Source organism: Kitasatospora sp. NPDC086801 (genome assembly GCF_044745805.1).
In the GTDB taxonomy this organism is placed as follows: Bacteria; Actinomycetota; Actinomycetes; order Streptomycetales; family Streptomycetaceae; genus Kitasatospora.
This window is the reverse complement of record NZ_JBIVAX010000041.1, coordinates 71,592-78,516: the sequence shown is the minus strand read 5'-3', so window position 1 is coordinate 78,516 and position 6,925 is coordinate 71,592. Positions and strand designations below refer to the sequence as shown.

Here is a 6,925-nt window from a genome sequence, read left to right as displayed (position 1 = left end):
CTGCAGTTACTCCTCGCCACCTGGGCCGGCGCCTGCCCCACCTGCCATCGCGACATCCGCATACCCACACGGACCTGACCAAGCACTACTAGTGCTCCAGCAGGACCACGTCGACCTCGCTGCCGGCGGGCAGGGCGGTGACGGCCTCGGGGACGGTGATCAGGCAGTTCGCCCGGGCCAGGGCGCCGACCAGGTGCGACTCGGCGCCGCCCACCGGCTCGACGGTGCCGTCCGCCGCCGAGTAGCGGCCGCGCAGGAACTGCCGGCGGCCGGCCGGGGAGCGCAGCGCCGCCGGGCAGAGCGCGCGGACCACCGGGCGGTGGACGTCGGCGGCGCCGAGCATGGTGCGGATGACCGGGCGGACGAACAGCTCGAAGGAGATGTAGGCGCTGACCGGGTTGCCAGGCAGGGCGAGCAGCGGGACACCGGCCGTGCCGCCGATCCGGCCGAAACCCTGCGGCTTGCCGGGCTGCATCCGCAGCCGGCGGAAGTCGACGCTTCCGTAGGACTCGAAGACCTCCTTGACCACGTCGTACGCGCCGACGCTGACCCCGCCGCTGGTGACGATCAGGTCGGCCCGGCCGAGTTGGTCCTCCAGGACGGCGCGCAGTTGGTCGGCCTGGTCCGGGACGGCGCCGACCCGGTAGGCGATGGCGCCGGCGTCCTGGGCGGCCGCGGTGAGGGTGAAGCTGTTGGAATCGGAGATCTGCCCGGGGCCGACCGGCTCTCCGGGCTGGACCAGCTCACTACCGGTGGACAGCACCACGACCCGGGGGCGCGGGCGGACCTTGACGGTGGCGCGGCCGATCGCGGCGAGCAGGCCGAGCTGGGTGGGGCCGAGCCGGGTGCCGGCCTCCAGGACCTGGGAGCCGGCCGCGACGTCGCTGCCGCGGCGGCGGATGTGGGCGCCCTCGGCGACCGGGCGCAGGACGCGGACCTCCTCGTCCCCGACGGGCGCGGTCATCGCGTCGGCGGGCGCGGTCATCGCCTCGGCGGGCGCGCCGGTGCCGGTGCCGCCGTCGGTCCATTCGACCGGGGCGACGGCCTGGGCGCCGGGTGGGACGGGGGCGCCGGTCATGATCCGGGCGGCCTGGCCGGGCCCGACCCGGGGCAGTTCGCCCGCGCCGGCGGCGATGTCGCCGACGACCGCGAGCACCGAGGGGTACAGGTCGGTGGCGCCGGCGGTGTCCGCGGTGCGCACGGCGTAGCCGTCCATCGAGCTGTTGTCGAAGGACGGCAGGTCGCCGTCGGCGAGGATGTCCTCGTCGAGCCGGCAGCCCTGGGCGTCGAGCAGTTGCAGCTCGATGGCGGGCAGCGGGCCGACCGCGGCCAGGACGTCGGCGAGGTGCTCGTCCACGGTCCAGAGGCGGGGGGCCGCCGGTGCCGGGTCCGTGGTTCCGTCGCAGCAGGCTGCGGCGGATCCGGTGGTGTGTTGGGTGGACCCGGTCATCGGCGGCTCGCTCTCTGTCGTCGTGTCAGTCCTGCAGCTCGGAGGCGACGAACTCCCGCAGCCAGGAGCGGAACTCCGGGCCCAGGTCCTCGCGCTCGGAGGCCAGTCGGACGATAGCGCGCAGGTAGTCCGCGCGGTCGCCGGTGTCGTAGCGGCGGCCCTTGAAGAGCACGCCGTGGACCTGGCCGCCGGCCTCCGGCTCGCGGGTGGTCAGCTCGCGCAGGGCGTCGGTGAGCTGGATCTCGCCGCCGCGGCCGGGCGGGGTCTCCCGCAGCACGTCAAAGACCAGCGGGTCGAGGACGTAGCGGCCGATGACGGCGTAGTTCGACGGGGCCTCGTGCGTCTCGGGCTTCTCGACCAGGTCGGTCACCTGGAAGACGTCCTCGCCGAAGCCGTTCGCCTTGACGGCGGCGCAGCCGTAGAGGTGGATCTGGGAGGGGTCGACCTCCATGAGGGCGACGACCGAGCCGCCGAGCTCCTGCTGGACCTCGATCATGCGGGCGAGCAGCGGGTCGCGCGGGTCGATCAGGTCGTCGCCGAGGAGGACGGCGAAGGGCTGGCCGGCCACGTGCTGCTCGGCGACCGAGACGGCGTGGCCGAGGCCCTTCGGGTCGCCCTGGCGGACGTAGTGCATGTTGGCCAGGTCGACGGATTCGCGGACCCGGCGCAGACGGTCCTCGTCGCCCTTGCGGGCGAGCAGCTCCTCCAGCTCGTAGGCGCGGTCGAAGTGGTCCTCCAGGGCCCGCTTGTTACGGCCGGTGACCATCAGTATGTCGGACAGCCCCGCGGAGGAGGCCTCCTCGACGACGTACTGGATGGCCGGCTTGTCGACGACGGGCAGCATCTCCTTCGGAGTGGCCTTGGTTGCCGGGAGGAAGCGGGTGCCCAGTCCGGCCGCGGGTACCACGGCCTTGGTTACCGGGATTCGGGAGTTGGTCGTCGTCATGCGTTTACCTTACTCAGGCACGTTTTCGCCCGGCCGAGCGCGGTCGACGGCTAGGACAGCACGTCGCGGGGCCCGGCCACGGCGGCAGGCGTATGGGAATCGACCGGCTGGGCGAGGGGGTCCCCGCCGGCACAGGGCGACAGACTACCCGGCTTTTCCGAACGGTCACGCTCGGCAGTCGCGTTGTGCTGCGCACCGGTGGCGGGCGGGGCGGTCAGCTGCGCCGCCGACCGGTCGCCGGGGCCCGGGCGGACCCTCCAGCAGTCACCGCCGGCCGCCCTGGCCTCGGCGAGCGCGCGGTCGGCGGCGCGCAGCAGCACGGCGGCGTGGGTGCCGTCCTCGGGCAGCACGGCGACGCCGACGGCGGCGGTGAGGCCGTTGCCGTGTGCCGGGCGGGACTCGCGCGGGCCGGAGGACCAGTCGAGCAGCAGGTGCCGGCGGACCGACCAGACCAGGCGCTCGGCGACCTGCGCGGCGCCCTCGGCGGCGGTGTCCGGCAGCACCACCAGGAACTCCTCGCCGCTGTAGCGGCCGAGGGTGTCGGCGCGGCGGATCTCCATCGCCAGCCGCTGGGCGAGGTCGCGCAGCACGGCGCCGGCACGGCCGCGGCCGTGCTCGGCGACGACCGCGTCGAAGCCGGTGATCTCCAGCAGCAGCACGGCCAGCGGGCGCGGCCCTTCGGGCTGGTCGGGCCGCTCGGCGCGGCGGGCGCGCTCGATCTCGCGGTCCAGGGTGAGTTGCAGGTGGCGGTAGTTCCACACGCCGGTGAGCGGGTCGCAGGAGGCGGTGCGCTCCAGGTCGGCGCAGCGGGTCTCCAGTTCGGCGATCCGCTCGCGCAGCCGCTCCTGCCGGGCGGCGGCTTCGGCGCCGCCCCGGCGCAGCCGCAGCCCGAGCACGGTGGCGCCGGCCAGCGCGGGGGCGCTGAGCACGGCCAGGGCCTGGACCAGCAGCGGGGTGGACAATCGCGGCGCCCTTTCGCGTGTCAGGCTCTGCGCGTCAACGACACCGGTCGATGACACCAGCCGGTGACACCGGTCGACGACATCGGTCGGTGACACCGGTGTGCGGCACGGCTCGACGGCACAGAGTTGCGGAGGATCCGATGCACAACGAGAAGAGCGATCTGAGGACACGGCTGTTGACGCGGCGCCGCGCACTCTCCGCCGAGGGACGCGCGGAGGCGGCGAACGCACTGGCCGGGCACGCCGGGGAGCTGGCGGCACCGGGCACCACCGTGGCCGCGTACGTCTCGGTGGGCGCCGAGCCCGGGACCAGGCCGCTGCTGGACGCGCTGCGGGCGCGCGGGGTGCGGGTGCTGCTGCCGGTGCTGCTGGCCGACAACGACCTGGACTGGGCCGTCTACGAGGGCCCGCAGGGGCTGGCCCCGGCCGGGCGCGGGCTGCTGGAGCCGGTCGGCCCGCGGCTCGGCCCGGAGGCCGTCACGGAGGCCTCGGTGGTGCTGCTGCCGGGCCTGGCGGTGGACCGGCGGGGGCTGCGGCTGGGCCGCGGCGGCGGCAGTTACGACCGGGTGCTGGCCCGGCTGGGGCGGGCGGGCGCGCGGCCGGTCCTGGCGGTGCTGCTGTACGAGCACGAGCTGCTGGAGGAGGTGCCGGCCGAGCCGCACGACCGGCCGGTGGGCCTGGCGGTCACGCCGGCCGGGCTGCGGCGGCTGGGGTGAGACGGCTGGGGTGAGACGGCGGCGGGGGCCCCCCCGGGGGGGGGGGGGGGGGGGGGGGGGGGGGGGGGGGGGGGGGCGCCGGGGGGCGCCCCCGCGGGGGGGGGGGGGGGGGCCCGCCGGGGGTCGTGCGGGGTCAGCCGTTGGTGAGCACCAGCTTGTGCTTGGTGGCCTTCTCGACCGCGTCCGGCGTGTAGGCCCAGGTCAGCAGCTTGCCCTTGAGCCAGAGGTCGGTCTGGTCGTTGTAGTTGTCGTGGAAGGCGTGGCCGGAGGCGCCGCCGACGTTGATCCAGCGCGAGGAGTCGAGGTCGCTCAGGTCGATCACCATCCGCATCGACGGGATCCAGTCCACCTGGTAGCCGGCCGCCGCGTTCCAGCCGGCCGCGTCGACGGCCGCCGAGCCGCCGGAGAGCCGGTACGGGCCGCGGTTGAGCAGCCGGTGGACCAGACCGGAGGCGATCGAGGAGTCGTCGGTGCCGAGGGTCTGCTCGCGCAGGGTCAGCTTGTGCAGGCGGCCCCAGCTCCAGGTGGAGATGTCCTTGCTGAGCAGCGAGGTGAGGTCCTGCCGGGCGTCCTTCATCGCCTCCTTGAGCAGGTTGTCCAGGCCCTTCTGCTCCTTGTGCTGGGAGTCGATGTACGTCCACCAGGAGCTGTCCGGCTTGTCCAGCTGCTGCCGGACCACCTCGGTCCAGCGGTCGCCGCCGTCCGGCTGGGCCTTGCCCGGGTCGCGGGTGCCGCACTCGGTGACGATCTTGCTGGAGCTGTCCGGCTTGGTCGGGTCGTCCTGCTGGCGGACCAGCAGGCAGTTGCCCTTGGCCCGGAGGTCGGCCGGGAACTTCTGGCCGAAGGCGAGGCTGAGCAGCTGGCGCCAGACGCCGTTGTAGTAGGCGGCGGCGGCCGAGTCGGCGTCCTGGTGGTAGTTCCAGTCCTTCAGCAGGTCCTGGGCCTCGCGCACGTACGGGTCGTCGATCTGCTGCTTGAGCAGCAGCGGGACGAGCGTCTTGGCCATGATGCTGGTGTTGTCCAGCTGCATGGTCTGCATGTCGTCCGGCGAGATCTTGCCGTTGTTCTTGAGCAGGCCCTCGATCTGGTCGGTGATCTCCTTGGCCCGGGTGCCGTACTCCCAGTCCTTGGTGAGCGGGTACTTGTAGCTCGGATCCACCACGGCCTGGTTGGCGGTGACGATGTAGCCCGCGGACGGGTCCAGGCTGTACGGCAGGGCGGTGAAGGGGATCGAGCCCTTCCACTGGTACGTGGAGTCCCAGCCCGGGGCCGGGTAGGTGCCGTCGCCCCTGCCGCGGATCGGGATGTCGCCGGGGGCCTGGTAGCCGATGTGCTTGGCGTCGGCGTAGACCAGGTTCTGCGCGGGGACGGCGAAGTCCTTGGCGGCGGCCCGGAACTCGTCCCAGTTGCGGGCCCGGTCCAGCTCGAACACCGCGTCCATGGTCTTGCCGGGGTTCAGCGCCGTCCACTGCAGGGCGACGCCGTAGCCGCCGGTGCCGCGGTCGGGGGCGGCGCTGCCGTTGGGGGCGTACTTGCCGATGTTCTGCTGCTCGGTGCTCTGGTCGGAGATGAGCGGGGCGCCGGTCTGGGTGGTGCGGACGGTGATGGTGCGGTCCTCGCCGCCGGCGACCTTGATGGTCTCCTTGCGGAGGTCGAACTTCACGTCCTTGCCGTCGACCTGGTAGGTGTCCGGGCCGGTGACCTTCTCCAGGTAGAGGTCGGTCACGTCCGCGCCGAGGTTGGTGAAGCCCCAGGCGACATCCTTGTTGTGGCCGATTATCACGCCGGGCATGCCGGCGAAGCTGAAGCCGGAGACGTCGTACTGGCAGGCCGGCGAGCTGGTGCGGCAGTGCAGGCCCATCTGGTACCAGACCGAGGGCAGGCCGGGGCCGAGGTGCGGGTCGTTGGCCAGCAGCGGCTTGCCGGTGGTGGTGTGGGTGCCGGCGACGACCCAGGAGTTGGAGCCGATGCCCTGGCCGGGGCGGCCGAGCAGCTGCGGCATGCCGTCGATCCGGTCGGTGAGGCCCTGGAGCAGCGCCTTGGTGGTGGCCGCGCCCTGGGTGGTGGCGGTGCCGCCGCCCGACGGGGGCGAGCCGTCGGCGGGGCGGTAGTTGTCGCCGGCCACCGTGCCGGTCTTCACGATCGTGCCGTTGCGGGTGTACGGGTAGTCGGGGTACAGCTCGGCGATCTTGTCCGGACCGAAGTCCTGGGCCAGCAGCGAGCGGTCGATCTCCTCCTGGAGGTTCCCGGAGAGGTTCCAGGCCATCGCCTTGAGCCAGGCCACCGAGTCGACCGGGCTCCACTGCTCGGGCTCGTAGTCACCGTTGACGGCGCCGAGCAGGGCGTACTCCAGCGAGGCCTTCTCACCGCCGGGGTGCTCCGCGAGCCAGGCGTTCACGCCGTCCGCGTAGGCCTGGAGGTTCTTCTTGGTGTCGGCCGACAGCTTGGTGTCGAACTCCTTCTGCGCCACCTGCCGCCAGCCCATGGTCCGGATGAAGGCGTCGGTGTCGACCTGGCCGTCGCCGAACATCTCGGACAGCCGGCCGGCGGTGATGTGCCGCCGGACGTCCATCTCCCAGAAGCGGTCCTGTGCCTGGACGTAGCCCTGGGCGCGGAAGAGGTCCTCGTTGGTGTCGGCGTAGAGCTGCGGGATGCCGTTGGCGTCCCGCTTGACGTCGACCGGCGCGCTCATGCCCGCCACCTTGACGCTGCCGTCGACCTCCGGGAAGGACGCACGGACCGCGGTGACCCCGCGGTAGCCGCCGTAGCCGACGCCGGCCACCAGCAGCACGACCAGCACGATCACGATCAGACGGGCGCGCCGGAACTTCTTCGAGCGGGGCATCTGGGT

General features: G+C 73.2%; 5 protein-coding genes. 1 reads left to right on the top strand and 4 read right to left on the bottom strand.

What is annotated here, in order from left to right:
• Window positions 1-88 precede the first annotated feature (88 nt).
• The 3 genes from glp to ACIPLC_RS31185 are packed head-to-tail and all read right to left on the bottom strand — an operon-like array spanning window position 89 to window position 3,358.
• The gene (gene glp / locus ACIPLC_RS31195; RefSeq protein ID WP_400476391.1) at window positions 89-1,450 is read right to left on the bottom strand and encodes a gephyrin-like molybdotransferase Glp; all 1,362 of its coding nucleotides are present in this window, start codon (window positions 1,448-1,450) and stop codon (window positions 89-91) included.
• Window positions 1,451-1,475: 25 nt separating this feature from the next.
• On the bottom strand, window positions 1,476-2,396 hold the full coding sequence (galU, locus tag ACIPLC_RS31190; RefSeq protein WP_400476390.1) for a UTP--glucose-1-phosphate uridylyltransferase GalU: 921 nt from the start codon (window positions 2,394-2,396) through the stop codon (window positions 1,476-1,478).
• A gap of 50 nt (window positions 2,397-2,446) precedes the next feature.
• On the bottom strand, window positions 2,447-3,358 hold the full coding sequence (locus tag ACIPLC_RS31185; protein WP_400476389.1) for a GGDEF domain-containing protein: 912 nt from the start codon (window positions 3,356-3,358) through the stop codon (window positions 2,447-2,449).
• A 140-nt stretch (window positions 3,359-3,498) separates the two neighbouring features.
• Between ACIPLC_RS31185 and ACIPLC_RS31180 the strand changes: the two genes are divergently transcribed.
• A complete protein-coding gene (locus ACIPLC_RS31180) occupies window positions 3,499-4,074 on the top strand; it encodes a 5-formyltetrahydrofolate cyclo-ligase (RefSeq protein ID WP_400476388.1) in 576 nt (191 codons plus the stop codon).
• Between the two features lie 133 nt (window positions 4,075-4,207).
• Here the strand turns inward: ACIPLC_RS31180 and ACIPLC_RS31175 are convergent, their stop codons facing one another.
• The gene (locus ACIPLC_RS31175) at window positions 4,208-6,919 is read right to left on the bottom strand and encodes a penicillin acylase family protein (RefSeq protein ID WP_400476387.1); all 2,712 of its coding nucleotides are present in this window, start codon (window positions 6,917-6,919) and stop codon (window positions 4,208-4,210) included.
• Between the last annotated feature and the right edge of the window lie 6 nt (window positions 6,920-6,925).